General features: G+C 71.6%; 24 protein-coding genes. 16 read left to right on the top strand and 8 right to left on the bottom strand.

The features are described from left to right. Positions 1–61 precede the first annotated feature (61 nt). The 3 genes from ABT123_RS24280 (at position 62) to ABT123_RS24270 (ending at position 2,517) form a co-directional block, all read left to right on the top strand. Entirely contained in the window at positions 62–1,540 is a 1,479-nt protein-coding gene (locus ABT123_RS24280) for an aldehyde dehydrogenase (protein WP_351318202.1), read from the top strand. Then, positions 1,540–1,773, top strand: a complete 234-nt coding sequence (locus ABT123_RS24275; protein ID WP_351318200.1) for a ferredoxin — start codon at positions 1,540–1,542, stop codon at positions 1,771–1,773. Before ABT123_RS24280 ends, ABT123_RS24275 begins: the two co-directional genes overlap by 1 nt. A 423-nt stretch (positions 1,774–2,196) precedes the next feature. After that, positions 2,197–2,517 carry a hypothetical protein gene (locus tag ABT123_RS24270; RefSeq protein ID WP_351318198.1) on the top strand — a complete coding sequence of 107 codons (321 nt, stop codon included), beginning with the start codon at positions 2,197–2,199 and terminating at the stop codon, positions 2,515–2,517. Between the two features lie 9 nt (positions 2,518–2,526). Here ABT123_RS24270 and ABT123_RS24265 read toward each other — a convergent pair whose 3' ends face one another. Beyond that, positions 2,527–3,186 carry a TetR family transcriptional regulator gene (locus tag ABT123_RS24265; protein WP_351318196.1) on the bottom strand — a complete coding sequence of 220 codons (660 nt, stop codon included), beginning with the start codon at positions 3,184–3,186 and terminating at the stop codon, positions 2,527–2,529. Positions 3,187–3,415: 229 nt separating this feature from the next. Between ABT123_RS24265 and ABT123_RS24260 the strand changes: the two genes are divergently transcribed. The 4 genes from ABT123_RS24260 to ABT123_RS24245 all read left to right on the top strand — a co-directional run bounded on the left by ABT123_RS24260 (position 3,416) and on the right by ABT123_RS24245 (position 7,263). Continuing rightward, on the top strand, positions 3,416–4,726 hold the full coding sequence (locus tag ABT123_RS24260) for a glycosyltransferase family 4 protein (RefSeq protein WP_351318194.1): 1,311 nt from the start codon (positions 3,416–3,418) through the stop codon (positions 4,724–4,726). A 57-nt stretch (positions 4,727–4,783) separates the two neighbouring features. Next, complete coding sequence (locus ABT123_RS24255) at positions 4,784–5,518, top strand: class I SAM-dependent methyltransferase (protein WP_150210088.1); 735 nt, start codon at positions 4,784–4,786, stop codon at positions 5,516–5,518. Next, a complete protein-coding gene (locus ABT123_RS24250) occupies positions 5,515–6,609 on the top strand; it encodes a prenyltransferase/squalene oxidase repeat-containing protein (RefSeq protein ID WP_351318192.1) in 1,095 nt (364 codons plus the stop codon). The genes ABT123_RS24255 and ABT123_RS24250 overlap by 4 nt, the downstream gene beginning before the upstream one ends. A 102-nt stretch (positions 6,610–6,711) precedes the next feature. Next, on the top strand, positions 6,712–7,263 hold the full coding sequence (locus ABT123_RS24245) for a hypothetical protein (protein ID WP_351318224.1): 552 nt from the start codon (positions 6,712–6,714) through the stop codon (positions 7,261–7,263). 13 nt (positions 7,264–7,276) lie between these two features. Here ABT123_RS24245 and ABT123_RS24240 read toward each other — a convergent pair whose 3' ends face one another. The 7 genes from ABT123_RS24240 to ABT123_RS24210 all read right to left on the bottom strand — a co-directional run bounded on the left by ABT123_RS24240 (position 7,277) and on the right by ABT123_RS24210 (position 16,547). Further along, positions 7,277–8,287: an LLM class F420-dependent oxidoreductase gene (locus ABT123_RS24240; protein ID WP_351318190.1), complete on the bottom strand. Its 1,011-nt coding sequence runs from the start codon at positions 8,285–8,287 to the stop codon at positions 7,277–7,279. Positions 8,288–8,416: 129 nt separating this feature from the next. Continuing rightward, on the bottom strand, positions 8,417–9,310 hold the full coding sequence (locus ABT123_RS24235; protein ID WP_351318222.1) for a DUF5336 domain-containing protein: 894 nt from the start codon (positions 9,308–9,310) through the stop codon (positions 8,417–8,419). A 96-nt stretch (positions 9,311–9,406) separates the two neighbouring features. Beyond that, a complete protein-coding gene (locus ABT123_RS24230; protein ID WP_351318188.1) occupies positions 9,407–10,456 on the bottom strand; it encodes an N-acetylmuramoyl-L-alanine amidase in 1,050 nt (349 codons plus the stop codon). Between the two features lie 214 nt (positions 10,457–10,670). Continuing rightward, entirely contained in the window at positions 10,671–12,434 is a 1,764-nt protein-coding gene (gene cydC / locus ABT123_RS24225) for a thiol reductant ABC exporter subunit CydC (protein WP_351318186.1), read from the bottom strand. Further along, on the bottom strand, positions 12,431–14,122 hold the full coding sequence (gene cydD, locus ABT123_RS24220; RefSeq protein ID WP_351318184.1) for a thiol reductant ABC exporter subunit CydD: 1,692 nt from the start codon (positions 14,120–14,122) through the stop codon (positions 12,431–12,433). Before cydD ends, cydC begins: the two co-directional genes overlap by 4 nt. A gap of 33 nt (positions 14,123–14,155) precedes the next feature. After that, complete coding sequence (gene cydB / locus ABT123_RS24215) at positions 14,156–15,193, bottom strand: cytochrome d ubiquinol oxidase subunit II (RefSeq protein WP_351318182.1); 1,038 nt, start codon at positions 15,191–15,193, stop codon at positions 14,156–14,158. A 61-nt stretch (positions 15,194–15,254) separates the two neighbouring features. After that, positions 15,255–16,547, bottom strand: coding sequence for a cytochrome ubiquinol oxidase subunit I (locus ABT123_RS24210; RefSeq protein WP_351318180.1), 1,293 nt, complete (start codon positions 16,545–16,547; stop codon positions 15,255–15,257). 202 nt (positions 16,548–16,749) lie between these two features. Here ABT123_RS24210 and ABT123_RS24205 point away from each other — a divergent pair, with 202 nt between their 5' ends. From ABT123_RS24205 to phzG, 9 genes are all read left to right on the top strand, one after another. Beyond that, a complete protein-coding gene (locus ABT123_RS24205; protein WP_351318178.1) occupies positions 16,750–17,664 on the top strand; it encodes a LysR family transcriptional regulator in 915 nt (304 codons plus the stop codon). Positions 17,665–17,890: 226 nt separating this feature from the next. Then, positions 17,891–18,214 (top strand): 2Fe-2S iron-sulfur cluster-binding protein, encoded by a 324-nt coding sequence (locus ABT123_RS24200; RefSeq protein ID WP_351318177.1) that lies wholly within the window; start codon positions 17,891–17,893, stop codon positions 18,212–18,214. Then, entirely contained in the window at positions 18,214–19,488 is a 1,275-nt protein-coding gene (locus tag ABT123_RS24195; protein WP_351318175.1) for an NAD(P)/FAD-dependent oxidoreductase, read from the top strand. The genes ABT123_RS24200 and ABT123_RS24195 overlap by 1 nt, the downstream gene beginning before the upstream one ends. 296 nt (positions 19,489–19,784) lie before the next feature. Next, positions 19,785–20,273, top strand: a complete 489-nt coding sequence (locus ABT123_RS24190; protein ID WP_351318173.1) for a PhzA/PhzB family protein — start codon at positions 19,785–19,787, stop codon at positions 20,271–20,273. Between the two features lie 39 nt (positions 20,274–20,312). Further along, the gene (locus ABT123_RS24185) at positions 20,313–21,488 is read left to right on the top strand and encodes a 3-deoxy-7-phosphoheptulonate synthase (RefSeq protein ID WP_351318171.1); all 1,176 of its coding nucleotides are present in this window, start codon (positions 20,313–20,315) and stop codon (positions 21,486–21,488) included. A gap of 80 nt (positions 21,489–21,568) precedes the next feature. After that, positions 21,569–22,192 carry an isochorismatase family protein gene (locus ABT123_RS24180; protein WP_351318170.1) on the top strand — a complete coding sequence of 208 codons (624 nt, stop codon included), beginning with the start codon at positions 21,569–21,571 and terminating at the stop codon, positions 22,190–22,192. Next, entirely contained in the window at positions 22,189–24,096 is a 1,908-nt protein-coding gene (locus ABT123_RS24175; RefSeq protein WP_351318168.1) for an anthranilate synthase family protein, read from the top strand. Before ABT123_RS24180 ends, ABT123_RS24175 begins: the two co-directional genes overlap by 4 nt. A gap of 162 nt (positions 24,097–24,258) precedes the next feature. Then, positions 24,259–25,095, top strand: coding sequence for a PhzF family phenazine biosynthesis protein (locus tag ABT123_RS24170; RefSeq protein WP_351318167.1), 837 nt, complete (start codon positions 24,259–24,261; stop codon positions 25,093–25,095). Continuing rightward, positions 25,088–25,777 carry a phenazine biosynthesis FMN-dependent oxidase PhzG gene (phzG, locus tag ABT123_RS24165; RefSeq protein WP_351318166.1) on the top strand — a complete coding sequence of 230 codons (690 nt, stop codon included), beginning with the start codon at positions 25,088–25,090 and terminating at the stop codon, positions 25,775–25,777. Before ABT123_RS24170 ends, phzG begins: the two co-directional genes overlap by 8 nt. The last annotated feature ends 11 nt before the right edge of the window (positions 25,778–25,788 follow it).

The following is a 25,788-nucleotide window of genomic DNA, read 5'->3' as shown; positions in this document are numbered from 1 at the left end:
GTTCTTCAGCTTCAGCTCTCATGTCGTCAGGGTGGTCGCGCAGCCGCAGGAGGCATCAGCCATGACCGAGCTCGTGGAACACGGAAAGCTGTTCATCGGCGGGGAGTGGGCGGATCCGCTGGGCGGCGGGACCATCGAGGTGGTCTCCCCGCACACCGAGCAGGTCATCGGCCGGGTCCCGCACGCCTCCAGGGAGGATGTGGACCGGGCCGTCGCCGCCGCGCGGAAGGCCTTCGACGAGGGACCCTGGCCCCGGCTGCCCCTCGACGAGCGGATCGCGGTGGTCTCGCGGATCAAGGACGCGATCGCGGTGCGGCACGAGGAGATCGCCCGGTCCATCAGCTCGCAGAACGGCTCGCCCTACTCCTGGAGCGTGCTCGCCCAGGCCCTCGGCCCGATGATGGTCTACGACGCGGCGATCACCGTCGCCCGCGACTTCCCGTACGAGGAGCACCGGGCCGGGGTGCTGGGGCCGATCCTGGTCCGGCGGGAGCCGGTGGGCGTGGTCGCGGCCGTCATCCCCTGGAACGTGCCGCAGTTCGTGGCGGCGGCGAAGCTGGCGCCGGCCCTGCTGAGCGGGTCGACGGTGGTCCTGAAGCCCTCCCCGGAGTCCCCGCTCGACTCCTTCATCCTCGCCGACATCGCCCGCGAGGCCGGGCTGCCGGAAGGGGTGCTGTCGATCCTCCCGGCGGACCGGGAGGTCAGCGAGTACCTGGTCGGGCATCCGGGTGTGGACAAGGTGGCCTTCACCGGGTCGGTCGCGGCGGGCAAGCGCGTGATGGAGGTCGCCGCGCGGAACCTCACCCGGGTGACGCTGGAACTCGGCGGCAAGTCCGCGGCGGTGGTCCTGCCGGACGCGGACCTGGACTTCACCGTCCCCGGACTGATCCAGTCGGGCTGGATGAACAACGGCCAGGCCTGCGTGGCCCAGACCCGGATCCTCGCGCCGCGCAGCCGGTACGAGGAGGTGGCCGAGGCCCTGGTGGCGGCGGTCCGCGCCCAGGTGGTCGGCGACCCGCTGGACCCGGCGACCCAGATCGGGCCGCTGGTGGCCAAGCGGCAGCAGCAGCGCTCGCTCGACTACATCGGCATCGGGCAGGAGGAAGGCGCGAAGATCCTCACGGGCGGCGGGGTGCCGGCCGGGCTGGAACGGGGCTGGTATGTGGAGCCCACCCTTTTCGGGGGCGTCGACAACTCGATGCGGATCGCCCGCGAGGAGATCTTCGGGCCGGTGGTCTGCCTGATGCCGTACGGGGACGAGGAGGAGGCGGCGCGGATCGCCAACGACTCGGACTTCGGGCTCAGCGGCAGCGTGTGGACGGCCGATGTGGAGCACGGCATCGACTTCGCACGGCGGGTGCGCACCGGCACGTACAACGTGAACACCTTCAGCCTGGACATGCTCGGGCCGTTCGGCGGCTACAAGAACAGCGGTGTGGGGCGGGAGTTCGGGCCGGAGGGCCTGAGCGAGTACCTGGAGCACAAGATGATCCACCTGCCCGCCGGGTACCAGGCGCCAGGCACCGGGGCGGGTGCCTGATGGGGGACCGCTGGCATGTGGAGGTCGACCGGGGCGTCTGCATCGGCTCGGGCATGTGCGTGAACCACGCGCCGGGGGGCTTCACCCTGGACTCGGCCAGGCAGTCGCATCCGGCGGTGCCGGAGACGGACGCGAACGAGGGGGTGCTCGCGGCGGCGGAGGGCTGCCCGGTCGAGGCGATCATGATCACCCTGCTGGGCTCCGGCGAGGCGGTGTTCCCACCGGAGGAGTAGCCGGCCCTGGCCGGATCCGGCGGGGCGCACCGCTCCGGCGCGACGGCGTGTTCCGTTCGGCCCCGCTTGCCCGGGGGCACGTGTGAAACTCCTTCCGCGACCGCCGGGCGGCCCCGTCCGCGGTGCTGGGGAGGGTGGGGGAGCGTGCGTATGCGCAGGACGGGCTGGGCGGTGTTGGCCGCTGTCGTGATGCTGTGGGCGGCCGGGTGCGATGAAGGGAGGCCGCGGGGCGCGGAACCCGTGGAATCCGCAGAACCCGCGGTATCCCCCTCGCCCCCGCCTGTCGCGGGCTTGGCGAAGGCCGCCGTGCGGTCCGACCTCGACGCAGCGGTCGCCGCAACCGGGCTGGTTCCGGCCGCCCCGCCCTCGGGGACTCCTTGGGCGCCCCCGTCCGGCATGCCGGAGACGGGGAAGGCGGCGGCCATGAGCCGAATGCTCGAGTGCGTGGTCGGAGCCGGGTCCGCCGCGCCCGGGGCGGGCCCGGCGCCCGTGCGGGAGACGTTCGACCGGGCCGTCGCCGAACTCGTCCGCCGCGGCTGGACGGTCCGCAACCGCGGCGAGGGGACGCCGGACCGGCCGGCCGGCTCCACCGCGTACGTCCAGCTGGACAAGGCCGGCTGGTCCTTGCATGCCGTCTACTACGACGCGCCGGACGAGCCGGACGTGCCCGCGGTGTCGCTCAACGCCACCGACGGAGCGTGCCTGAAGGCGATCGGCGGGGAGAGCGGGGAGCCGGAATCCTGACCGCCGGGGTCAGGAACCGGACTTTTCCCGGGCCGCGGTTACCGCCGGAGGGGCCGGCACGGACGTCAGGTCGATCAGGCGGCAGACCGTTTCGATGTCGATCTTGACCTGGGCGATCGAGGCGCGCCCCGAGAGCCAGGTGATCAGCGCCGAGTGCCAGGTGTGTTCGATGACGCGGACCGCCGAGAGCTGTTCCGCCGTCGGCGGGGCCTCCAGACCCATCGCGTCCAGGATGATCGCCGTCGTCAGGCGGGACACCGTGTCGACCTCCGGGCTGACGCTGCGGTCCGCGAACGTCAGGGCGCGGACCATCGCGTCCGCCAGGTGCGGCTCGCGCTGAAGTGCCCGGAACGCGCGCATCAGGGTCTCCGCCACCCGCGCGGCGGGCTCCTCGCCGGCCGGCGGTCGCTTGCGCAGGGTCGTGTGCATGTGCTGGAGCTGGTCCTGCATCGTGGCGACCAGCAGGTGCACCTTGGAGGGGAAGTAGCGGTACAGCGTGCCGAGCGCGACGCCGGAAGACTCGGCGACCTCCCGCATCTGCACCGCGTCGAACCCGCCCCGGCTGGCGAGTTGGGCACTCGCGTGCAGGATCCGGCGGCGGCGTGCCTCCTGGCGTTCCGTCAGGGGCGGGGACGCCGGAGTGGTCACGGCCTTGGCTTCCGCTGTCATATGTCCCGTTCCGAGATGTTCCGAGATGTTCTTTCGTGCTGTCCGCGGCTGGTCCGGAGGCTCAGCATGGCAGGCTGCGGAGTCGTGGCGCGAATCACCTGCTCCGCCTCTTACGGTGTGGTTTCCGCCCGGTAGATTCAATCTCCTTGACGGATCAAGTCTGAAACTTGTTCTACATTATCCGAGCGGTTACGCTCCGGCGAAAGTGCAGTTGAGAAGGGGGCCGAGAGTGACCGCTGAGGCCATGGTGACGAGCCCTTTTGCGGGCGTCGCCGCTGACGGCGACCGCCCGTTGCGCATCGCGCTCCTCACCTATAAAGGGAACCCGTTCTGTGGTGGCCAGGGCGTCTATGTCCGGCACCTCTCCCGCGAATTGGTGCGACTGGGCCACACCGTCGAGGTGATCGGCGCGCAGCCCTATCCCGTCCTCGACGAGGGCGCCACCCTGACCGAACTGCCCAGCCTGGACCTCTACCGCCAGCCCGACCCGTTCCGCACGCCGGGCCGCGGCGAGTACCGGGACTGGATCGACCTCCTGGAGGTCGGAACCATGTGGACCGGCGGGTTCCCGGAGCCGCTGACCTTCTCGCTGCGCGCCCGCCGCCATCTGGCCGCCCGCGCCGGCGAGTTCGACGTCGTCCACGACAACCAGACCCTCGGCTACGGCCTGCTGGCCGACCTCGGCGCCCCCCTCGTCACCACCATCCACCACCCCATCACCGTGGACCGGCGGCTCGACCTCGCCGCCGCCAAGGGCCAGAGCCGCCTGAAGCGCGTCTCCGTGCGCCGTTGGTACGGCTTCACCCGCATGCAGAAGCGGGTGGCCCGGCGCCTGCCGTCCGTGCTGACCGTGTCCGGCTCCTCCCGGCTGGAGATCATCGAAGACCTCGGCGTGGCCGAGGACCGCATCCACGTCGTGCACATCGGCGCCGACACCGACCTCTGGTCGCCGGACCCGGCCGTCGCCGAGGTGCCCGGCCGGATCGTCACCACCTCCAGCGCCGACGTCCCGCTCAAGGGTCTCGTCCACCTGGTCGAGGCCCTGGCCAAACTGCGCACCGAACAGCCCGACGCCCACCTCGTCGTGGTCGGCAGGCGCGCCGAGCGCGGCCCGGTCGCCAAGGCCATCGAGACGTACGGGCTCCAGGACGCCGTCCGCTTCGTCAAGGGCATCACCGACGCCGAGCTGGTTGACCTGGTCCGCAGCGCCCAGGTCGCCTGCGTGCCCTCGCTGTACGAGGGGTTCTCGCTGCCGGCCGCCGAGGCCATGGCCACCGGCACCCCGCTGGTCGCCACCACCGGCGGTGCCATCCCCGAGGTCGCCGGCCCTGATGGGGAGACCTGCCTGGCGGTGCCGCCGGGCGATGCGGACGCGCTCGCCGCGGCCCTCGGCCGGCTGCTCGGCGATGGGGAACTGCGGGCCAGACTCGGCGCGGCCGGCCGGGACCGCGTGCTGTCCCGGTTCACCTGGGCCGCAGCCGCCCGGGGGACCGTCGCCCACTACCGCGCCGCGATCGCCCGCGCCGGCCGTACCCGGTGATCCGTACGCCGTGACGCTCCACTTTCACCCTCACCCTCACCGCGAAGGCAGGACCTCGTGCTGACCGTCGATTTCTCCCGGTTCCCGCTCGCCGCAGGCGACCGTGTGCTCGATCTGGGCTGCGGCGCAGGCCGGCACGCCTTCGAGTGCTACCGGCGCGGCGCCCAGGTGGTCGCGCTCGACCAGAACGGCGAGGAGATCCGCGAGGTCGCCAAGTGGTTCGCCGCGATGAAGGAGGCCGGCGAGGCCCCGGCGGGCGCCACCGCCACCGCCATGGAGGGCGACGCGCTGGCGCTGCCGTTCCCCGACGAGTCCTTCGACGTGGTCATCATCTCCGAGGTGATGGAGCACATTCCGGACGACAAGGGCGTGCTCGCCGAGATGGTGCGGGTGCTCAAGCCGGGCGGCCGGATCGCGATCACCGTGCCGCGCTACGGCCCCGAGAAGATCTGCTGGGCGCTGTCCGACGCCTACCACGAGGTCGAGGGCGGCCACATCCGCATCTACAAGGCCGACGAGCTGCTCGGCAAGATGGAGGCGGCCGGCCTCAAGCCGTACGGCACCCACCACGCGCACGGCCTGCACTCCCCGTACTGGTGGCTCAAGTGCGCCTTCGGCGTGGACAACGACAAGGCCCTGCCGGTCCGCGCGTACCACAAGCTGCTGGTCTGGGACATCATGAAGAAGCCCCTCGCGACCCGGCTGGCCGAGCAGGCGCTGAACCCGGTCATCGGCAAGAGCTTCGTGGCCTACGCCACCAAGCCCCACCTCCCCGTGGGCGCAGCCCAGTGAGCTCCTCCGGCGGCGCCACCGGTCGTACGGAACACCTGGTCCTGCCCGGAGTGCTGACGGCCGCCCAGGCCGAGGAGACCGTGGCCGGCATCCTCGCCGTGCAGCGGGCGGACGGGGCGATCCCCTGGTTCCGCGGGCACCACCTGGACCCGTGGGACCACACCGAGGCCGCGATGGCGCTGGACGCGGCGGGAGAGCACCGGGCCGCCGAGCGCGCCTACGACTGGCTGGCCCGGCACCAGAACCCGGACGGCTCCTGGTACGCCGCCTACGCCGACCGGGAGGACGGCGTCGACACCGCCGCACCCCAGGACGCCGGCAAGGAGTCCAACTTCACCGCCTACCTCGCCGTCGGGGTCTGGCACCACTACCTGGCCACCGGGGACGACGTCTTCCTGGACCGGATGTGGCCGGCCGTGTACGCGGCCGTCGAGTTCGTCCTCGGCCTGCAGCAGCCGGGCGGCGAGATCGGCTGGAAGCGCGAGGCCGACGGCACCGCCGTCACCGACGCCCTGCTCACCGGATCCTCCTCGATCCACCAGGCCCTGCGGTGCGCCCTAGCCATCGCCGAGCACCGGGAGGAGCCGCAGCCGGACTGGGAGCTGGCGGCGGGTGCCCTCGGGCACGCGATACGCAGCCACCCCGAGCGGTTCCTGGACAAGAACCACTACTCGATGGACTGGTACTACCCGGTCCTCGGCGGGGCCCTCACCGGTCCCGGCGCGAAGGCGCGGATCGAGGAGCGCTGGGAGGAGTTCGTGGTCCCGGGGCTCGGGGTGCGGTGCGTGCTGCCCAACCCGTGGGTCACCGGCGGCGAGAGCTGCGAGCTGGCGCTCGCGCTGTGGGCCATGGGCGAGTCGGACCGGGCGCTGGAGATCCTGCGCTCCGTCGCGCACCTGCGGGCCGAGGACGGCATGTACTGGACCGGTTACGTCTTCGACGACCGGGCGGTCTGGCCGGTCGAGAAGACCAGCTGGACGGCGGGCTCCCTGCTGCTCGCGGTGGCGGCGCTGGGCGGGGACCCGGCCACCGTGGCGGTCTTCGGCGGCACCGAGCTGCCGCCGGGTCTGGACCCGGCCTGCTGCGCGTAGTCCTGTGCGCGTAGTCCTGACGGCTGCCTCGGGTGGCGGGGCAGCCGGGCCGGGGTGAGGCTGCGGGGAGTACTGACGCACCCCCGGAGGTCAGCCGTGCCCGTGTTCCGTACTGCCCGTGTCCGCCGTGGCCTGGTCGCGGTGCTGCTGTCCTGTGCGCTGCTGGCAGCGGCCACCGCCTGCGGAGGCGGCGACGGCAACGGCAACGAAGCGGGGGCGACGCCGGCGGCGACCAGCTCGGTGGAGCAGCAGAAGTTCGCCAAGGCCCGCTTCGTGGCGAACGCCGGGCTCGCGGCCGGCGCGACCTACCAATGGATCATCAAGCCCTACCGTGAGGGCAAGTTCAAGCAGGGCGCGGACGGCCGGACCTTCGCGCTGGTCAAGGCGGGACTCGCGGGTGCCTTCGCCTACAACCGGCTCAAGGCGGCCGTCAACAACGCCAAGGGCGACGAGCTGCTGTCGAAGGCGGTGGCCCCGCTGACCGCGGGCATCGAATCCCTCAAGGAGCTCGGCACCAAGCTGCGCAGCGGCGATGCGAGCGCCGCCGACATCGGCAGCTTCGAGAAGGTCATCAACGATGTGAAGACGGCGGGCGCGAGCGCGGGCGCGAAGGTCACCGACCAGATCCCGTCCACCTCCCAGCTGGGCGGCTGAGCACAGCTGCGGGTCATGAGTTCAGCTCGGCCAGCACCCGCAGGGTGTCCGGGTCCGGGGCGGTGACCAGCAGGTCGGTGACCGGCCCCGTGCGCCACAGCTCCAGGCGTTCGGCGATCCGCTCCCGCGGCCCGACCAGGGAGATCTCGTCGGCGAAGGCGTCCGGGACGGCGAGCACCGCCTCCTCCTTGCGCCCGGCGAGGAACAACTCCTGGATCCGCCGGGCCTCCTCCTCGTACCCCATCCGGGCCATCAGATCGGCGTGGAAGTTGCGGGCGGCGTGGCCCATTCCGCCGATGTAGAAGCCGAGCATCGCCTTGACCGGCAGCAGCCCCTCGGCCACGTCCTCGCACACCCGGGCCCGGGCCATCGGGGCGATCATGAACCCCTCGGGCAGCTCGGTGAGCGCGGCTTTGTAGACGTCCGTGCGGGTGGGGGACCAGTAGAGGGGGAGCCAGCCGTCCGCGATCCGGGTGGTCTGGGCGATGTTCTTCGGGCCTTCCGCGCCGAGGAGCACCGGCAGGTCCGGGCGGAGCGGGTGGGTGATCGGCTTCAGCGCCTTGCCGATCCCGGTGCCGTCGGAGCCGGTGTACGGGTGGCTGTGGAAGCGGCCGTCGAGCGCGACGGGGCCCTCGCGGCGCAGCACCTGGCGGATGACGTCCACGTACTCGCGGGTCGCGGTGAGCGGGCTGGCCGGGAAGGGCCGGCCGTACCAGCCCTCGACCACCTGCGGGCCGGACAGGCCGAGGCCGAGCATCATCCGGCCGCCGGAGAGGTGGTCCAGGGTCAGGGCCTGCATGGCGGTGGCGGTGGGGGTGCGGGCGGCCATCTGCGCGATCGCGGTGCCGAGCCGGATCCGCGAGGTGTGCGCGGCGATCCAGGTCAGCGGGGTGAAGGCGTCGGAGCCCCAGGCCTCGGCGGTCCACACGGAGTCGTAGCCGAGCCGCTCGGCCTCGGTGGCGAGGTCGAGGTGGGCGGGGTTGGGGCCGCGGCCCCAGTAGCCGAGTGCGAGTCCAAGGCGCATGTGGACGATCCCCTCCGTGAGCCGTGTCCGACGATCCGACAGTGATCTGACGATGCGTCAGGTGACTGTAGGGCAAAGGCCCCTTGCCGGGAAGTGGCAAGGGGCCTTTGTGGAGCGGGGCGTACGGTGCTAGCCGCGCTGGATGCCCGAGGTGTCGTTCAGGACGCCGCGGCGGCCGTCCTGGGTCTGGGCCACCAGGGCCTGCGGGCCGCGCTGGTCCACCGCCAGGTACCAGGTACCGGGGGCCAGTTCGGCGATCGGGGTGGGGGAGCCGTCCTCCGGGAAGAGGGGGCGGGCCACCGGGACCGCGAACCAGAACGGGGCGAAGTCCGCGGCCGGCTGGGGCTGCGGCTGGGCCTGCTGCGCCGCGGGCTGCGGCTGCTGGGCGTCCTGCGGGCCCGGCGCCGGCGCCGGCGCGGGAGCCGGAGCCGGGGCCGGGGTGTCCTGGCCCTGGCCGCCGTACGGCGGGACGGGCTGCGGGGTGGCGCCGTACGGCGGCTGGCCGCCGGGGTAGCCGTAGCCGGCACCGGGCTGGCCGGGCTGGCCGGGGTACTGGCCGGGCTGACCGCCGTACGGAGGGACGGCCGCCGGGGACGCGGCGGGCAGCAGCGGTGCGGCGAGCGCGCCCACCTTCGGGCCGGCGATGGCGATACCGGCCATCAGGAGCGAGGCCAGGAAGGAGATGATCGCGCCGGCACCGAGGTCCACGCGGTCCGGGGAGAGCATCAGGGCCCACAGCGCGGACCACGCGGAGGCGGCGGCGAGCACGGTGCCCCAGCCGGTCAGCGGGATGCCGGCCAGCTTGCGGCCCTCCGGCAGGAAGCGCCCGCCGATCAGCATGCCCGCGGCGACGAACCCGAGCAGGAAGATCGTCGGCAGCACCAGGCCGTAGATGTCAGTGTCCCACGCGCTGGGCGCGTCGAAGCCGTCGGCGGAGTAGTAGTCGAGGAACGACGCGATGAACAGCAGCGCCGCTGCTCCGATCACCACGCCGTCGCCTCGAGTGAGGGAGCGGATGTTCACTTGTTGGGTGTCCTTCTCGTCTCGGTCGCGGGCGGGGACCATCGTACGGATGTTTCCCGAGTCCGAGCGGGTCGGGGCACCCGGTGCCCCGACTCCCTACCCGCCGAGGAAGCCGACGATGCCGTCCGCGATGCCCTGAGCCGCCCGCTGCCGCCATTCCGGACTGGTCAGCAGCGCCGCGTCTTTGGCGTCACGCATATTGCCGCATTCCACGAACACCTTGGGCCTGGTCGAGAGATTGAGACCGCCGAGATCGTCGCGCACCACCAAGCCGGTACCGCCGCCCACGTAGTTGGAGGGGGCCATGGAGGTGGTCCGGACGTAGTTCCCGACGATGCGTTCGCCGAGCTCGCGCGAGGGCCCGACGATCGGGGCGGTGTTCGCGGCGCCGCCCTTCACCGAGGCCGGGAGGATGACGTGGAAGCCGCGGTTGCCGGCCGAGGAGCCGTCCGCGTGCACCGAGACCACCGCATCGGCCTTGGCCTCGTTGCCGATCCGGGCGCGCTCGTTGATGCAGGGGCCGTAGGGGCGTTCTGCCGTGTGGGTGAACACCACGCGGATGCCGCGGGCCTCCAGGGCGGTGCGCAGCCGCCGGGACACGTCGAGGCTGAAGTCGGCCTCCCGGTAACCGGCGGTGGTGGTGGTGCCGGTGGTGTCGCACTCCTTGCGGCCGGTGCCGATGTCCACCTGCTGGTTGATTTCGCGCGCGTGCTGGAAGTTGCCCGGGTTGTGGCCGGGGTCGATGACCACCGTGCGGCCGGTGAGCGAACCCTTGCCGGTGCCCTGCGGAAGGCTGCCGGAGGGCACGGGGGTGGGCGTGGCCCCGCCCGGCGCCGGAGCCGCGGAGCCGCTCGGCGCGGGGGCGCCGGTGCTCGCGCCCGGACTCCCGCTCGCGCTCGCCTTGGAGTCACCCGGGCCCGGGGTGCCGGACGAGTGCGAGGCGGGCAGCGGCAGCACCCGGGGCTGCGGCTGCTTGGGGTCCGGCCCGGCCCCGGAGGACACCTGGACCAGCACCCAACCCGCGAGGCAGGTGGGCGCGAGGGCAGCCGCCACGATGGCGAGCGTGGAGCGGCGGGCGAACCACGGGCGGTCCGGGCTGACCGAGGAGGCGGATTCCGGCGGCGGGGGGCTGTCGTCGTACGGCACGTCGCGATGCTAGACCGCGAGGCGGCCCGGCGTGCGGATCCTCGGCCATCCGGGGGCGCTGCTGCAGGCCGGGGGCCTGCGCAAGGCCGGGTCCGGGCGGCCTCCGCGGGCCCGCGCCGCCTGGCAGGGCACAGAGTGGCGCCGCGGAAGCCGGGCCGGCTCCGGCCCCTGGAGGCGCGCGCAGTCCCGTCGCACGCGCCTTCGCCGAGTGGCTTCAGAGCGCCGTGCGGGCAAGGCCGTCGTGGGTGAGGGGGCGGATCCGGCCGCGGTCGAGGGTCACGATCTCGTCGGCAGCGGCGAGGCCCGACCGCTCGTGGGTGACCAGGAGCGTGGTACGGCCGCGGGTGGCGTCGAGGATGTCGGCGAGCACGGCTGCGGCGGTGTCCGGGTCGAGCCCCTCGGTGGGTTCGTCCAGGACGAGGACGGGCGGGTCGGCGAGCAGCGCGCGGGCCAGGAGCAGGCGTGTGCGCTGCCCGCCCGACACGGTGGCGCCGTCCCCGCCGACGAGGGTGTCCCAGCGGTCCGGCAGCGATTCGATCCAGTCCAGGATCCGGGCTCTGCGGGCCGCATCAAGCAGTTCGGCGTCCGTGGCGTCGGGGCGGGCCAGGAGCAGGTTGGCCCGGATCGTGGTGTGGAAGACGTGCGCGTCCTGGGTCATGCCGGTGATCACACGGCGGACGTCGGCGCCCGCGCAGTCGCGGAGTTCGCGCAGGTCGCGCCCGCCGATGCGGATGCTTCCGGCTTCGTACGGGACGAATCGCATGAGTGCCGCGATCAACGTCGACTTGCCGGATCCGCTGGCGCCGAGCAGTACGACCCGGTGGCCGGGTGGCAGCCGCAGGCTCACCCCGTCCAGGGCCGGGGGGCCGTCGGGGTGGTGGCGTACCCGCAGGTCGGTGATGACCACGCCGAGGGGCTCGTCGGTGGCGAGAGGGGCCGGGTCGGGTGGGTCGGTGACAGGGGGCGGCGTGTCCAGGAGGTCGGCCAGGCGGCGTGCGGAGACCCGCACCGCGGCGAGGTGGCGGGCTGCGCCGGGCAGGGGTGCGAGAGCCTCGAAGGAGACCAGTGCCAGGACCGCGAGGACGGTGAGGTGCACGGCGGGCAACGCGCCGGAGGCGTGTGCGCGCAGCGCGAGCCAGGTGACGCCGACCGTCGCCCCGCCCTGGAGCAACAGCACCGCGGCCGAGGCCAGCGAGGTGGTCAGGGCCCCCAGGCGCTCCAGCGCGGCGATCCGGGCGGTGGCGTTGCGGACTCGCCGGTGGGCGCGGTTCTGGGCACCGTACGCGGCGAGGTCGGCCGCTCCCTGGGCCAGGTCCAGGGTGGCTACGGCGAGTTCGGCGCGCGCCGCCTTCTCGGCGCGGCCGGTACGGCGGGACAGTACGAGCACCAGGGCGGGCACGAGGAGTCCCGCCACGACCAGGAGCAGCCCGAGCAGCGCGCCTGCCTGCGGCAGCAGCAGCGCGGCCGTCGCGGTGGCGGTCGCGGTGACCGCGTAGGCGGCAGCGGCCGGGATCAGGACCCGCAGCAGCAGGTCCTGGGCGGCGTCGACGTCGTCGACCAGGCGGGTCAGCAGGTCGCCGCTGCGAAAGGCGGGGGTGCCCGCCGGGGCGAGTGGTACCAGCGCCTCGTAGACCCGGGTGCGGAAGCCGGCGACGGCCCGCAGCACGCCGTCGTGGCCGAGGAGCCGGTCGATGTAGCGCAGCGTTCCGCGTCCCAGGGCGAGGGCTCGTACGGCGACGATCGCGAGGCTCACGGCGGCGAGCGGCGGCTGCTGCGCGGCGCGGGTGATCAGCCAGGCGGCGGTGGCCATCAGCGCGGCGGCGGCGAGCTCGCTGCCGGCCGCGGCCAGCGCGGCGGGCAGCAGCCTGCGCCAGTACGGCAGCAGGTGGCGCAGGAGGCGGACGGTGGGGCGGGGCCCGCGCGCGCGGACGGGGGCGTCGGCGCGGGTGTGCGCCGTCATGCGGGTGTGCGTAGTCATGAGGCCACCAGCCCTTCGGTGAAGGCCGGCCGAGGGGGCACGAGACGTCCTGCCCGCACCGTGATGATCCGGTCGGCGTGGGGCAGCAGGCTCGTGCGGTGTGCGACCACGATGGCGGTCCGACCGCGCATGAGCTCGACCGTGGCGCGCGTGACGGCAGCCTCGCTCTCGGGGTCGAGATGGGCGGTCGGTTCGTCGAGGAGCAGCACGGGAGCGTCCTTGAGGAACGCGCGGGCCAGCGCGATCCGCTGGCGCTGGCCGGCGGAGAGCCCGGCGCCGTGTTCGCCGAGCACGGTCTCGTACCCGCCCGGAAGTTCCCCGATGAAGTGGTCGGCCGAGGCGGCGCGGGCAGCCGCCCGCACCTCGGCGTCGTCGGCGCCGGGGCGGCCGAGGCGGATGTTGTCCGCGACGGACGCCGCGAACAGGTGCGGGCGCTGCGGCAGCCACGCCACCTGGGCGCGCCACTCGTCGGGGTCGAGGTCCGCGAGGTCGGTGCCGTCGGCGGTGACCCGGCCGGATTCGGCGGCCGTGAAGCCGAGGAACAGCGACAGCAGCGTGGATTTGCCCGCGCCGCTCGGCCCGACCAGGGCCACGTGTTCGCCGGGACGGACGGTGAGGGAGACGTTCCGCAGGGCCGGAGCCGGGCGGTCCGGGTAGTGGACCGTCACCCCGTCGAGGCGCAGCTGCGCCCTGCGGCCGTCGGGGGTCGGCGCGCGGTCGGCGGCGCGCTCCGTGATCGTGTCCCCGCCGTCGAGAACCGCGAAGACCCGCTCGGCCACCGCGATGCCTTCGGCGCTGTCGTGGAAGGCCGCGCCCGCGGCGCGCAGCGGCAGGTACGCCTCGGGGGCGACGAGCAGGACGGTCAGGGCCGTACGCAGGTCCAGCTCACCGCCGAGCAGCCGCAGGCCGACCGGGACGGCCACCAGTGCCACGGAGAGGGTGGCGACCGTCTCCAGGACCAAGGAGGACAGGAACGCCACCCGCAGCGTCCGCATGGTGGCCCGCCGGTGGGCGTCGGCCATCTCGTGCACCACCCGCGTCTGGTGCCGTTCGCGTCCGAACGCGCGCAGCGTCGGCAGTCCGGCCACCACGTCCAGGAAGTGGCCGCCCAGTCTGGCCAGCAACCGCCACTGCCGGGCGGTGCGCTGGGCGGTGTGCATGCCGACCAGTGCACCGAAGACGGGGATCAGCGGCAGCGTGATGACGATGATCAGCGCCGAGGGCCAGTCGGTCCACCACAGCCAGGCGACGACGGTGAGGGGGACCACTGCGGTGGCCGTCATCGTGGGCAGGTAGCTGACGACGTACGGGTCCAGGGCGTCGAGGCCGCGGGTGACCAGTGTGGCCGTCTCGCCGTGGCGGCGGGTCGTCGGACGCAGCGGGCCGGTGACCCGCAGCCGGCCGGTGATCCGGTTCCGCAGTGTTTCCTTGGCGTCGGCCGCGGCACGCTGGGCGAGGGCCGCGCGGGCCCAGGACAGCAGCGCGCGCAGCGCCATGACGGTGGCCAGCCAGGCCAAGGGCGCGACCCGTAGCGGGTGTCCGGCAAAGCCGTCCGCGAGGACCTTGGCCAGCAGGGCCGCCTGGGCGACCGCGAGGCCGGCGCCCAGCAGCGCCAGCGCCGTGGAGGACGCCATGTGCCGCCGCAGTGCCGGGACTTCCCGCAGCAGGCGGCGTTCGACCGGCTTCATCGTGGGAATCCCCCCTCGTCGCTGGGCAGGGCTTTAGAAGTAGCTGGGATGGCGGTGACCCGTCCGCCCCCGGAAGGCCCACCAGCTCCACGTCTGGTACGCGATGATCGTCGGGATCATCAGGACGCCGAACGCGGAAAGGATCTTCAGGGTGGCGCCGTCGGTCACGGCCTGGTCGATCGTCAGGCCTGCTCCGGCCGAGCTGATCATGAGGTACGGGTAGTGGCCCGCCCCCACGAGCAGCACGGGCAGCAGCGTCGCGCAGCAGGTGGCGGCGAACGCCCCGACGTGGTGCCCCCGGGACAGGTACCACCAGGCGCCGGCGAGCGCCGCCGCGAACAGGGCGGCGATGACCGCCGAGGTCGCACGGTTCGTCATGGAAGCGCCCGCTCCGAAGAGGGTCAGCAGCAGCGGGAGGAGACCGGCGGCACCGGCCGCGCGCACCAGCCCCGCGCCCAGCCGCCGCGCCCTGACGGCGAGTCCGGGTTCCGACCGCAGGGCGACGAAGGCGGCCCCGTGCGCGGCGAAGAGCAGCGCGGTGGTCACACCGCAGCCGAGCACGAACGGCGAGAACACCTCGCCGAACCCGATGTGGAAGCTGCCGTCGGCCCGGCGGGGCATGCCGTGCAGCAGCAGGCCCAGGACGAGTCCCCAGCACAGTGCGGGCACCGCGCCGCCGAACACGATCAGGGCGTCCCAATAGCGGCGACCGCGGGTGCTGTGCGCCCGGCCGCGCAGCTGCACCGCGGCGTTGCCGAGGACAAGGCCGACGAGGATCGCCACGATCAGCGGGTACAGGCCGGACAGCAGGGTGCCCTCCAGGTGCGGGAAGGCTCCGAACAGGACGCCGGCGAAGGCGACCAGCCAGACCTCGTTGCCCAGGAAGAACGGCGCGATGGCGTCGAGCGCGGCGTTCCGGCCGGCCCGCTCCGCCTTCCGGCCGTCCGGGGAGCCGTCCGGGGCGCCGAGGAAGGGGTGCAGCATCTGTGCGCCGTAGTCGTAGCCGCCGAGCACGAAGTATCCGGCGAGAAGCAGGCCGAGCAGGCCCAGCCAGAGGGTCTCCAGACTCATGTCGTTCAACTTTCCGTTTCAGCAGGGAGGTTCGTTCGGGCCTCGGGCCCGTGGCACCGGCTCAGAAGACCGGGACCGCCTGCTTGTCGCCGGCGCCGCTCTGGGGGACCTCGTCGGCGAGCGGCTCGGTGGCACCGAGCTGGGTCGCGTCCGGGCCGAGGCGGGCAAAGCGGGCGATCAGGGTCCAGTTCGTCACCGCGAGAGCGACGAAGACCGCGATGAACACCGCGCAGGACACGGCCAGCGAGGCCCTGCTGACGTGGGAGAGCGCGTCTTCGACCGTCAGCTCGCCGTACACGAGCCAGGGCTGGCGCCCGACCTCGCGGAAGACCCAGCCGCCCACGGCGGCGATGAAGGGGAACGGGATCATGGCCGTCATCAGGTACGCGAGGGGACGCCAGCGCACCAGCCAGTCCTTCCACAGCAGGAAGACGGCGATGAGCATGATGGTGGACACGGTGTTGCCGATGATCGTCATCGTGTCCATCGAGATCCGCAGCCAGTCCTGCGGGGGTACGTAGTTGCCGGGCCCGTGCTCTCTGACGAGCTGCGCCTGCAGCTGGGCGACGCCTTCGTCGTTGAGGGCGGCCATCTTCATGGGCTGGGTCCGGTCCAGCACCGGGACCTGCAGCTGGCCGACGATGATGACGAAGAACGAGGCGAGCATGCTCACCCAGACGCCCAGCCGCAGGGATTCGCGGAACAGCCGGGTCTCCCCGGTGCCCCGGGCGAAGTGGAAGGCACTGACTCCGGCGACGAAGACGCCGCCCGTCGTGAACGCGGCCAGCGTGATGTGGCCGAGGGCTATCAGTGCGTTGGGGTTGGTGAGCAGGGCCCCGAAGTCGGTCAGGTAGGCGGCGCCGTCGCGCACCTCGTAGCCGACGGGGTGTTGCATGAAGCCGTTGGCTATCAGGATCCAGAAGGCGGAGGCGTACGCGGTCAGGGCGACCAGCCAGATGAGCGTGACGTGCACGCCTTTGCGCATGCGCCCCCAGCCGAAGATCCACATGCCGAGGAAGGTGGACTCCGCGAAGAAGGCGATGAGGGTTTCCAGTGCCAGCGGGGCGCCGAAGACATTGCCCGCGAACTTGCTCAGGCCGCTCCAGCTCAGCCCGAACTGGAACTCCATGACGAGGCCGGTGACGATGCCGACCGCATAGTTGATGACGTAGAGCTGGCCCCAGAAGCGGGTCATACGCTCCCGGACGGCTCTCTTGGCGGGATCACGGGTGAACGCGGCCCGGGTGTGCATGATCGCCACGAGGGGGACGAGCCCCATGGTGAGGATCACGAACAGCCAGTGGACGGTGGTCGTGGCCGCGAACTGGAGTCGGGCCAGTTCCGCAGCGCTCATGGTGCGACCTTCCTGAGGGACGGGTGGCCGGGTGGATGTCGGATGGGTGCGGGGCCCCCGCTTCGCGTGTGCAGATGCCGGGCGCCGTTGCCCGCCACCTGTGCGGTGACCTCGTGAAAGACCGTAGAGAGAATTGCTTATGCATTCCAAGACCGGTTTCGCTATGTGTAGATAACCCAAAAGGCATGAGTGAAGGTGGACCGTGGATCTGTTGCAGTTGCGCTACTTCCAAGCCGTCGCCCGCTACGAGCACATCAGCCGCGCCGCGGAGGAACTGCGCATCGCCCAGCCCTCGCTCAGCCGCGCCATCGCGCGCCTGGAGGCCGAGCTGGGCGCGCCGCTCTTCGACCGGCAGGGCCGCCGTATCCGGCTGAACCCGTACGGCGCGATGTTCCTGCGGCACGTCGATCGCGCCCTGAGTGAGCTGGACGACGGCCGCAGGGCCGTCCGTGAGGCCCGTGACACAGGGCTCGGCCGGGTCAGCGTCGCCTGCGAGACATTGCTGACGATCAGTCCGCTGCTCGGCAGCTTCCGGGCTGCCCACCCCCGTGCGGACGTCCGGCTCTTCCAGTCGGACGCGGACGAGATGGACCGCCAACTTCGGGCCCGGGAAGTCGACTTCTGCGTGGCCTCGCAGTCGTTGACCGGCACTCACCTGGAGTCGGTCGAACTCGTCCGCGAGGAGGTGCTGCTCGGGGTGCCGCACGGGCACTGGCTCGACGGTCGCGACAGCGTGACCATTCCCGAGGTCGCCGACGAGCCCTTCGTCACCACCCGGCGCGGCTGGCAGCGAGCGCTGCTCGACCGGCTGTTCGCGTCCGAGGGCCTGACGCCGGTGTTGTCCTGTGAGGGTGACGAACCGGGCGCCAGCGGGGACCTGATCAGCGCCGGCCTCGGCGTCGGCCTCATCCCCGCGATGTCCCGCCAGGTCGGTACGCGCATCCCGCTGGCCTGGGTGCATGTGGACGCGCCCGACTGCTACCGGGTGCTCCGGCTGGTGTGGAACAGGGACTCCCACCTGTCCGAAGCGGCCCTGAAATTCAGGGAGTTCATCACCAGCAAGCCGTTCATGACCCACCGCCTGCCCGACCGGCCCGGCGCCCGCCATTCGTCCTAGCGCGCCGGGAACTCCTCTGCTACGCTCCAGCGCGCTGCCATAACCCTGGTCGAGGACGTCGCGTGTCCGAACGGCCGGTATCCGATGGCGGGTCGACAGGGGTGTCGCGTCCCCCGACGACCTCCGGCGGCGCCATCCACATGTTCTGATTCCCCGTTTTCCACTTGACCGGTGTTCGCGTCACAGCGCGCCCTCGCGCGCTCAGATGCCATCGAGGAGTTCCACCATGCCCAAGATCACATATGTTGCCGTCGACGGAACCGAGAGTGCGATCGACGTCCCTGTCGGCACGAGCGTCATGCGCGGCGCCGTCTTCAACGACATCGACGGCATCGTCGCCCGGTGCGGCGGCAACGCGCAGTGCGCCACCTGCCACGTCTACGTGGACGAGACCACCCTGGACAGGCTGGAGCCGGTACAGCCGAACGAGAACGAGATGCTCGACTACACCGCCTGCACGCGCCGGCCCAACAGTCGGCTGAGCTGCCAGCTCAAGGTGACCGAGGCCCTGGACGGTCTGATCGTCCACCTTCCCGAGCGGCAGAACTGATGGCGGACACCGCACAGCCCGCGTCCGTCGTCATCGTGGGGGCCGGACAGGCCGGCTACGAGACGGCGGCGTCCCTGCGCGAACTCGGGTACCCGGGACGCATCACGCTCATCGGCGCCGAGGACACCTTGCCGTATGAGCGTCCGCCCCTGTCCAAGGAGTACCTGAAGGGCGAGGCGCACTTCGGCGACGAACAGCTGTGGCTGCGGCCCGTGACGTACTACCCGCGCCAGTCGATCGACCTGGTCAGCGGCACCGTGCGGGCGATCGACCGGATCACTCGCACGGTCCACCTCGCCGACGGCTCCCGGTACGAGTACGGCCACCTCGTCCTGGCCACCGGGGCTCGGGCGCGCACGCTCGACGTGCCGGGGGCCGGGCTGCGCGGTGTGCACACCCTGCGCACCGCGCAGGACGCCGCCGCGCTGCGGGCGGCCCTCGCTGCCGCCCGGCGCGCGGTGGTGGTGGGGGCCGGGTTCATCGGTCTCGAATTCGCCGCCGTGGCGCGGGAATCCGGCTGTGAGGTGACGGTCGTCGAAGCGCTCGACCGCCCGCTCGCCCGGGTGAAGTGCTCGGCGCGGACCGCCGAGCACGTCACCCGGCTGCACCGGAGGGCGGGCACCCGGTTGCTGTTCGGCCAGGGCCTCGCCGCCCTGCACGGGAACCTCCGCTCGGCGCTGACGGCGGTGGAGCTTGCCGACGGCAGCCGGCTGCCGGCCGACCTGGCCCTGATCGGCGTGGGCGTCATCCCGAACACGGAACTGGCCGCCGAGGCCGGCCTCGCGGTGAGCAACGGCATCACTGTCGACTCCCGCCTGCTGACCGACGATCCGTGCATCTCCGCCATCGGCGACTGCGCGGCCTTCCCTCAGGTGCGCTCCGGGAACCGGCTGCGGCTCGAATCGGTGCAGAATGCCGTCGGCCACGCCCGGCTGGTTGCCGAGCGACTGACCGGAATGCCCCGTGCCTACGACGAACTGCCCTGGTTCTGGAGTGACCAGTTCGCCACGACTGTCCAGATCGCGGGTCTTGACGAGGGGCACGACACCGAGCTGGTGCTCGGGGACGATCCCGACGCGTTCTCGGTGCTCCTCTTCCGCGGGGAGGAGCTGCAGGCGGTCGAGTCCGTCAATCGTCCCGCGGACCACCTCGCGGCCCGCCGGCTCCTCGACCGGGGCATCGGCCTGACCCCCGACGAGGCGGGCACACCGGGCTTCACGCTGAAGGGCCATCTCGCAGGTCGACGGGAGGGCTCCGCCGTACCCGCCGGCTGAGAGCGGTCCGGCCGCCCAGCCCCGCCCCGCGCCGACGTGGCGCGGGGCGGGGCGCCGCGGCGCGCGCACTGCACGCTTTCCCGTTATTGCCCGAAACGTAGTTTCGTCATACAGTCAACTGCTTTTACGGGTCGCGATCAGGATTCGGCCAAATCGCTGCGACTTCCCGTGTTAAGGCCTTGAAAAAGATTCAACGATTGCTCTTGCAAGGGCTTGCTTCGTGCGGCAAGGTTTGTGATGATCGCTTGGGCAACGCTGATCGAAATCATCCAAAGAAATCACGGACGGGGGACACCGTGTCTGAATCCGTCAATCCTCGGGGATTTGGCGACGAGGCGGAGCTGCGTCGCATCAACCGCGCCACCGTAGAGCGCTACATGAATACCAGGGGCCAGGACCGGCTGCGCCGGCACGAGCTGTTCACCGAGGACGGCATCGGCGGCCTGTGGACCACCGACACCGGCGAACCGGTCGCCACCCACGGCCGGGACCGGCTCGCCGAACACGCGGTCTGGTCGCTGGAGTGCTTCCCGGACTGGGAGTGGTACAACATCCAGATCTTCGAGACCCAGGATCCCAATCATTTCTGGGTGGAGTGCGACGGGCGCGGAAAGATTCTCTTCGGCGACTATCCCGAAGGGTATTACGAGAACCACTTCCTGCACTCGTTCGAGCTGGAGAACGGAAAGATCAAGAGGGAGCGGGAGTTCATGAACCCGTTCCAGCAGTTGCGTGCCCTCGGCATTCCGGTTCCTGAGATCAAGCGTACCGGGATACCTACTTAACATAAATTAAACAGTAATACCGCTGGATCGGAGTGCGTCTTGGAAGACGTAAAACGGGAGATTCGTATCCGCGGGGCATTACAGCAACCCGACTGGAGTGACCTTTTACAGGTCAGTCGGGTAGGCGAGTCACTCGCCACACGCCCCACCCTCGTACAGGCCGACGACCTGGTCACGCTGCGGACTCTGCTGGGCAAGGTGGCGCTCGGCGAAGCCGTGGTGCTGCAGTCCGGTGACTGCGCCGAGGACCCTCAGGAATGCACACGCCACCACGTCGCACGGAAGATCGCCCTGCTCGACCTGCTCGCCGGGTCACTCGGTCTGATCACCGGCAAACCCGTCCTGCGGGCAGGACGTGTCGCGGGGCAGTTCGCAAAGCCCCGTTCCAAACCCACCGAAGTGATCGACGGCGTCGAACTCCCCGTCTTCCGGGGACATATGGTCAACGGCCCCGAGCCCGACCCCGAGAGCCGCCGGCCCGATCCCCTGCGCATCCTCACCGGCTACATGGCCGCCTGTGACATCGTCGAGCACCTGGGCTGGCGCGACCGCGCCGCAGGGCGCGAGGTCGTGGAGCCCCTGGTGTGGACCAGCCATGAAGCGCTGCTCCTCGACTACGAGGTGCCCATGCTCCGCATGGACGACAAGGGCCGGATGTTCCTGGGCTCGACCCACTGGCCCTGGATCGGCGAACGCACCCGCCAGGTCGAAGGCGCCCACGTGGCCCTGCTCGCCGAGGTGAGCAACCCGGTGGCGTGCAAGGTCGGTCCCACCATGGAGCCCGACGAGCTGCTCTCCCTCTGCGAGAGGCTCGATCCGTGGCGCGACCCCGGGCGGCTCACCCTCATCGCACGGATGGGAGCCAACGCCGTCAGCGACCGGCTGCCCCGCCTCGTGGAAGCCGTACGCGGTGCGGGCCACCCCGTCATCTGGCTCAGCGACCCCGTGCACGGCAACACCATCACCGCGCCCGGCGGCCACAAGACACGGCTGGTGGAGACCATCTCGCTCGAGGTCTCGCGTTTCGTCCAGGCCGTGCGCGCCGGCGGCGGCATCGCCGGCGGACTCCATCTGGAGACCACCCCGGACGACGTCACCGAGTGCGCCCTCACCGAGGCCGAACTCGACTCCGTCGGGGACCGCTACACCTCTTTCTGCGATCCCCGCCTCAACCCGTCGCAGGCCCTTTCCGTGGTCTCTTCCTGGACCGCCTGAACCGCCTGATCCGACGACTTCTCTCTTTGTTCCACTCTGCGCGCACGGAGCGCACGCGCATCACGCCAGGAACTGGAGCCATGACCGGTATTCCCCCCATACCCCCGTACTCGTTACCCGCCGAGGGAGACCTTCCCCCGGCCGTGGTGTCCTGGAAGGCCGAACCCGACCGGTCCGTCCTTCTGGTCCACGACATGCAGCGTTACTTCCTCAAGCCCTTCCCCGACCCCCTGCGCCAGGAGCTGGTCCGCAACGCGGCGCACCTGCGCGACCGCTGCGCCGAACTCGGCGTCCCGGTCGCCTACACCGCCCAGCCGGGTGGCATGACCGACGAAGAGCGCGGACTGCTCAAGGACTTCTGGGGCCCCGGCATGCGTGCCGAGCCCGCCGACCGCCAAGTGGTCGACGCCCTCGCCCCGGCCGAGCACGACTGGCAGCTCACCAAGTGGCGCTACAGCGCCTTCTTCAACACCGACCTGCTCCAGCGGATGCGCGCCGAGGGCCGCGACCAGCTCATCCTGTGCGGCGTCTACGCCCATGTCGGCGTGCTGGCCACCGCCGTCGACGCCTTCACACACGACATCCAGCCGTTCTTCGTCGCGGACGCCACGGCTGACTTCTCGGAGGACTACCACCGCTCGGCGCTCACCTATGCCGCCGAACGCTGCGCCCTCGTCGCCACGACCGAGGCGTTGTTCTCATGACGTACGAGACGGCCGTCGACCTGCTCGACCGGGTACTGAAAGACCCTTCGCAGCCGTTCGCCCTGCTGCACCGGCCCGGCACGACCGGTCCCGACCTCGTGGAGGTCCTGACGGGCTCGGTGTCCCTGCCCGCCACGCTGGCCGACATCCCGCTGCCCGCGGAACCGGACCCCGGCGCCGGTGCCCGTCACGAGGTCCTCGTCGTCGTCCCCTACCGGCAGCTCACCGAGCGCGGCTTCGCCTGCACCGACGACGGGACGCCGCTGGTGGCGATGACCGTCACCGGCCAGCAACGGCTGCCGCTCGGCGAGGCACTGGCACGCATCCCCGACGCGCCGACCCCGCTGACGGGCGGAGACTTCGATGCCGACGACGAGGCGTACCAGGACGTGGTGCGCCGCATCGTGAAGGAGATGATCGGTACCGGGGAGGGCGCGAACTTTGTCATCAAGCGCACCTTCGTCGCCGACATCACGGACTACGGGCCGCACAGCGCCCCCGCGCTGTTCCGCCGGCTCCTCGAACGCGAGACCGGTGCCCACTGGACGTTCCTGATCCACACGGGCACCCGGACCCTGGTCGGCGCCTCGCCCGAGCGGCACGTCAGCCTCCAGGGCGGTACCGCCGTGATGAACCCCATCAGCGGCACGTACCGGTATCCGCCCTCGGGCCCCACGCTGTCCGGCGTGCTGGAATTCCTGGGCGACCGCAAGGAGACCGACGAGCTCTACATGGTCCTCGACGAGGAGCTCAAGATGATGGCCCGGATCTGTGCGACGGGCGGACGCGTCGTGGGTCCCTACCTCAAGGAAATGGCCAGGGTCGCGCACACCGAGTACTTCATCGAGGGAAGCACCGACCGCGACGTGCGCGACATCCTGCGCGAGACGATGTTCGCCCCCACGGTCACCGGCAGCCCGCTGGAGAGCGCCTGCCGCATCATCCAGCAGTACGAGCCGGGGGGCCGCGGCTACTACAGCGGCGCCGCCGCGCTCATCGGGCGGGACGCCGCCGGGGAGCGGGTCATGGACTCCGCGATCCTCATCCGCACCGCGGACATCACCCCCGAGGGCCGCATCGGCATCAGTGTGGGCGCCACCATCGTGCGGCACTCCGACCCCGCCTCCGAGGCCGCGGAGACCCGCGCCAAAGCGGCCGGACTGGTCGCCGCCTTCAAGGGAGACGAGAAGGGACGTTTCTCCGAGCATCCGCAAGTGCGCCGGGTACTGGAGCTGCGCAACGAGTCCATCGCCGGCTTCTGGCTCTCCGACGCCGAGGCACGCACGTCGGCGCTGCCGGAACTGGCCGGGCGCAGTGTCCTCGTCGTGGACGCCGAGGACACCTTCACCTCGATGATCGACCAGCAGTTGCAGTCCCTGGGACTGCGGGCGACGGTCCGCCGGTACGACGAGGAGTACGACTTCGACGGCTACGACCTGGTCGTCATGGGTCCGGGGCCGGGCGACCCGCAGGAGGCCGCACACCCCAAGATGCGGCACCTGCGCACGGCGATCGATACCCTGCTCGGCCAACGCCGGCCGTTCCTCGCCGTGTGTCTCAGCCACCAGGTCCTCGGTCTCCGGCTCGGCCTGCCCTTGCGCCGCAGGGCGGTGCCCAACCAGGGGGTGCAGAAGGAGATCGACCTGTTCGGCACCGCCGAACGCGTGGGCTTCTACAACACCTTCGCCCTGGTCAGTGAGCGGGACGAGTTCGACGCGGACGGCATCGGCCCGGTCCGCGTGAGCCGGGACCCGGCCACCGGGGAGGTGCACGCACTGCACGGTCCGGGCTTCGCCTCCCTGCAGTTCCACCCCGAGTCCGTGCTCACCCGGGAAGGGCCCCGCATCGTGGGCACCGTACTGGCCGGCCTGCTGGCGCAGGCCCGCACCCCCGACCCGGCCTGACCGCGGCCGGCGAACCGGATCCGCCCGCGTAGGCCGGATCCATCCCCAGGACCGCCGGGCCGGCGAACTTCCCCCGCCGCCGGCCCGGCTCCTCCTGCCTGCCCTGACACCGATCTCTCGGTGCGGCACGCCGCAATGCCCCTATGACCAGTGGGAGAACCCATGCACAGCTATGTCGTGGTCGACGCGTTCGCGAAACAACCCCTGACCGGCAACCCGGTGGCGGTGTTCTTCGACGCCGACGACCTGAGCGCCGAGCAGATGCAGCGCATCGCCCGGGAGATGAACCTCTCCGAGACCACCTTCGTGCTCGCCCCCGAAAAGGACGGGGACGTCCACGTACGGATCTTCACCCCTGTCAACGAACTCCCCTTCGCCGGACACCCGTTGCTCGGCACGGCCATCGCACTGGGCCGTCGCACCGACGCGGACCGGCTGAAGATCGAGACCGCCATGGGTGTCATCCCCTTCGAGCTGGAACGTGAGGACGGCAGGGCCGTCTCGGCGCGCATGCGCCAGCCGGTGCCCGTGTGGGAGCCCTTCGACCGCGCCGAGGAGCTCCTTGCGGCGCTGGGCGTGGTCGAGTCGACGCTTCCTGTGGAGATCTACCGCAACGGCCCCCGGCATGTCCTCGTCGGCTTCGAGAGCGTCGAGGCCCTGTCGAAGGTCGAGCCCGACCACCGGGCCCTGGCCCGCTTCCCGGACATGGCGGCCAACTGCATCGCCGGCTCCGGGCGGCACTGGCGCAACCGCATGTTCTCGCCCGCGTACGGAGTCGTGGAGGACGCCGCCACCGGCTCCGCCGCCGGACCCATCGCGATCCACCTCGCGCGGCACGGCCTCGGCCACTACGGGCAGGCCATCGAGATCACGCAGGGCGTCGAGATGGGCCGCCCCTCTCCCATGGGCGCACTCGTGCACGGGGAGGGCGACCGGGTCGACTCCGTCGAGGTTTTCGGCCATGGGGCCGTCGCGCTCGAAGGGGTGCTGCATGTCTGACCCGACCCGGTCGAACGGAGCCCCGGGCAGCCATGTCCCGGGCAGCCGTTCGGAGACGCTCACCGGCACCGTCGAGGTGGCCTTCCCCGAGTTCCTCGCGCCGCCCCCCGAGCCGATGGGGCTGCTGACCTCGTGGCTGGAGCGCAGCGTCGCCCACGGGGTGCGGGAGCCCCGGGCCCTGGCCCTGGCCACCGCCGACGCCAGGGGCCGCGCATCCTCCCGTGTCGTGGCGGTCAATTCGGTGACGGACGCCGGGATCGTCTTCATCACCCATGCCGACAGCCAGAAGGGCCGGGAACTCGCCGAGAACCCCTGGGCGTCCGGCGTCCTGTACTGGAGGGAGACCAGCGAGCAGATCACGCTGGCGGGCCCCGTGCACCGGCTGCCCGACGCGGAGGCGGAGATCCTGTGGTCCGCGCGGCCCGTCTTCACCCATGCCATGAGCGCCGTCTCCCGGCAGAGTCAGCCGCTGGACGGCATCGACCACATTGCCGAACTACGGGCCAGAGCCCGGGAGCTGGGCGAACCGCAGCGGCCCCTGCCCCGTCCCGAGTCGTTCGCGGCCTACCAGGTCGAGCCCGCGAGCGTCGAGTTCTGGGCCAATGGCACCGACCGGCTGCACGAGCGACTGCGCTACGACCGCGACGGCGGCGGCTGGAAGATCAGCCGGCTCCAGCCCTGACCACCGTCCTC

Origin of the sequence: Streptomyces sp. NPDC002054 (genome assembly GCF_040296685.1) — a bacterium.
Lineage (GTDB): Bacteria > Actinomycetota > Actinomycetes > Streptomycetales > Streptomycetaceae > Streptomyces.
The sequence above is the reverse complement of the archived record's forward strand: the minus strand, read 5'-3'. Positions and strand labels throughout refer to the sequence as shown.